The organism is Saccharopolyspora sp. NPDC049357 (assembly GCF_040677225.1).
Taxonomy (GTDB): domain Bacteria; phylum Actinomycetota; class Actinomycetes; order Mycobacteriales; family Pseudonocardiaceae; genus Saccharopolyspora.
In genome coordinates this window covers 1-2,989 of the sequence record NZ_JBFAQJ010000088.1, presented here as the reverse complement: position 1 = coordinate 2,989, position 2,989 = coordinate 1, and the positions used below count along the sequence as shown (strand labels likewise).

The 2,989-nt window shown below is 68.4% G+C and carries 3 protein-coding genes; all 3 read left to right on the top strand.

Annotated elements, in window-relative coordinates:
* Nucleotides 1-357: 357 nt before the first annotated feature.
* A complete protein-coding gene (rpe, locus tag AB0J91_RS32935) occupies nt 358-1,101 on the top strand; it encodes a ribulose-phosphate 3-epimerase (protein WP_363876927.1) in 744 nt (247 codons plus the stop codon).
* 147 nt (nt 1,102-1,248) lie between these two features.
* Complete coding sequence (locus AB0J91_RS32930) at nt 1,249-1,521, top strand: hypothetical protein (RefSeq protein WP_363876924.1); 273 nt, start codon at nt 1,249-1,251, stop codon at nt 1,519-1,521.
* Nucleotides 1,522-1,580: 59 nt separating this feature from the next.
* A partial coding sequence (locus tag AB0J91_RS32925; RefSeq protein WP_363876921.1) for a transketolase occupies nt 1,581-2,989 on the top strand: 1,409 nt, incomplete at its 3' end.

Below are 2,989 nucleotides of genomic sequence, written 5' to 3'. Positions count from 1 at the left end.
GTGCAGGACTCCGGGGCGACCGTCGCGGTCGCCGGTGGCGCGATCTACAGCGCGAAGGACCCGGCCGCGGCCGCGAAGAACCTCAAGAGCCTCATCCGCTGACCGAGCGAACACCGGTTTCGAGCACGCACTCGGCACGGGGTGGATGGCCGGGCCAATTCTCCGCGGCCCCCCAACACCTGTGCCGGTTCTCTCCGGCCGGCCCGAATTCGGGCCGGCCGGAAACCAATCATTTCGCAATCACGAACGACATGCCATCACGGCTGTTGCCCGGCTGGACGCGTTGTCCGGAGTTGTCCCACTCAGCCGGGAATCGGGAACAGGGAATTCCGGACACATGATCGGGAGGAGCGCTTGATGGTTGACGAACCGAACAAGCCGCTGCGCGCAGAACCACGGCATTCCGCACCGAGCTGGTCGATGAAGGAACCGGTGATCGTGGGCTCGGTCCTCGGCGCCGACTACGCGCGACTCGGTGATGAGGTAGCCGACCTCACCGATGCTGGGGTGGGCCGCATCCAGTGGGACGTCATGGACAGGCGCTTCGTCCCCAACATGACGTTCGGCCCGGATGTCGTGGCCGCGTGCCGCAAGTACAGCCGCCTGCCGTTCGAAGCGCACCTCATGGTGCAGGACCCGGACCCGGTGATCGCCGACTTCGCCGCCGCCGGCTGCGAGACCATCATCGTGCACGCGGAGACCTGCGCGCATCTGCATCGGACGCTGTCCACGATCCGCGATCTCGATGCGAAAGCGGGTGTCGCAGTCAACCCGTCGACCCCGCTCGACTTCGTCCGCCACGTGCTCGACCGGATCGACCAGATCGTGATCATGACGGTCAACCCGGGCTTCGGCGGGCAGAAGTACATCGCCGCGATGGAGGACAAGGTCGCGGAGATGCGCGCGTTGGTCGACCTGTCCGGGAGCCCGGTGAAGATCGAGGTGGACGGAGGGATTTCGACCACCACCGCACGGTCCGCGTGGTACGCGGGCGCCGAACTCCTGGTCGCCGGTTCGGCCGTGCTGTCGCACCCGCGCGGGAAGCGAACGGCGGTGGCCGAGCTGCACGCCGCCATGACCCGGTCGGCGCCCGCGTCCTGAACGACCGATCTGCTCCGACGGCGCCTCCCCGCACCAGCGGAGCGGCCACGTGCTGCGCCGTCAGCCCCGGCACCGCGAGACGGTGCCGATCCGAAGCCTCGCCAAGGGAGTTCACCGCGACGTGCGGTGGGTGAAAGGGGTAGTGAAATGGAGACCTTCAACAGCGAGAGGGATTTGCTGGAAGCTCAGCACTCCCTGCTGCTGGACGCCGCGGCGGTGATGCGGCGGCGGTACGTGCGCGGCGTCGGCGGCGACGACAGCATGTCCCCGACCGCAGCAGAGGGCCTGGCCAGCGTCTTCGAGGGCGTCGCCAGGGCTGAGCCGGCCCTCCACCAGATCGACCGGGACGAGGCGATCGCGCTGGCACATCGCTTGGTCGACGACGACCATCCCGAGCTCTCCCGGATGTGGCCTGCCTGACCGCCGCGGTCGCCCGCGGGAGATCCCCCATCACCACCGACCACCAGGAGTGCGCGTCCATGATCGCGAACCAGCCCACCTCCCACTACCGGGTGAGCGACGAGCTCGACCGGTTGACCACCGCACACCTGCCCGACGACTGGACCGACCTGGACCGGCGCGCCGTCGACACCGCCCGCGTGCTCGCCGCCGACGCCGTTGAGAGGTGCGGCAGCGGGCACCCCGGCACCGCCATGAGCCTCGCGCCCGCCGCCTACGCCCTGTTCCAACACGTCATGCGACACGACCCCACCGACCCCGAGTGGATCGGCCGCGACCGCTTCGTGCTCTCGGCAGGACACTCAAGCCTCACGCTCTACATCCAGCTGTTCCTCTCCGGCTACGGCCTGGAACTCGACGACCTCAAGCACCTGCGCAAATGGGGATCCCTGACACCGGGCCACCCCGAGCACGGCCACACAGCGGGTGTGGAGACCACGACCGGCCCGTTGGGCCAGGGGCTGGCCAACGCGGTGGGCATGGCGATGGCCGCACGCCGCGAACGCGGCCTGCTCGATCCCGAACCCGCCCCCGGCGACAGCGTTTTCGACCACCACATCTACGTGATCGCCTCCGACGGCGACATCGAAGAAGGCGTGACCTCCGAAGCCTCCTCACTCGCCGGCACCCAGCAGCTGGGCAACCTCACCGTCCTCTACGACGCCAACGAGATCTCCATCGAAGACGACACGAGAATCGCACTCTCCGAAGACACCGCCAAGCGCTACGAGTCCTACGGCTGGCAGGTGCTCACCGTCCACGGCGGCGAAAACGTGCAGGGACTGCTGGAAGCCATCGAATCCGCCAAGGCCGACACCACCCGCCCGACCCTGATCGTGCTGCGCACAGTCATCGGCTACCCAGCGCCCACGAAGATGAACACCGGCAAAGCCCACGGCGCCGCGCTGGGCGCCGATGAGCTCGCCGAAGTCAAAAAACTCCTGGGCTTCGACCCCAAGAGGGCCTTCCAGGTCGACAACCAGGTGCTTGACCACACCCGCGCCCTCGCCCAACGCGGCAGAGACGCCCGCGAGAAGTGGCAGATCGCCTTCAACCAGTGGGCCGCCGACAACCCCCAGCGCAAGGCACTACTGGACCGGATGCAGGCCCGCGCGCTGCCCGCCGGGTGGGCCGACGGCTTACCCAGCTGGGAGCCCGATGAGAAGGGCATCGCGACCCGCAAGGCGTCCGCCGAGGTCCTCGCCTCCCTGGCCGACGCGCTTCCAGAACTCTGGGGCGGCTCGGCCGACCTGGCGGAAAGCAACAACACCACGATGAAACGCGCCGACTCCTTCGGACCGGAGTCGATCTCCACCGACACGTGGTCGGCCAACCCCTACGGGCGCACACTGCACTTCGGCATCCGCGAACACGCCATGGGCTCCATCCTCAACGGCATCGCCCTGCACGGCGGAACCCGGCCCTACGG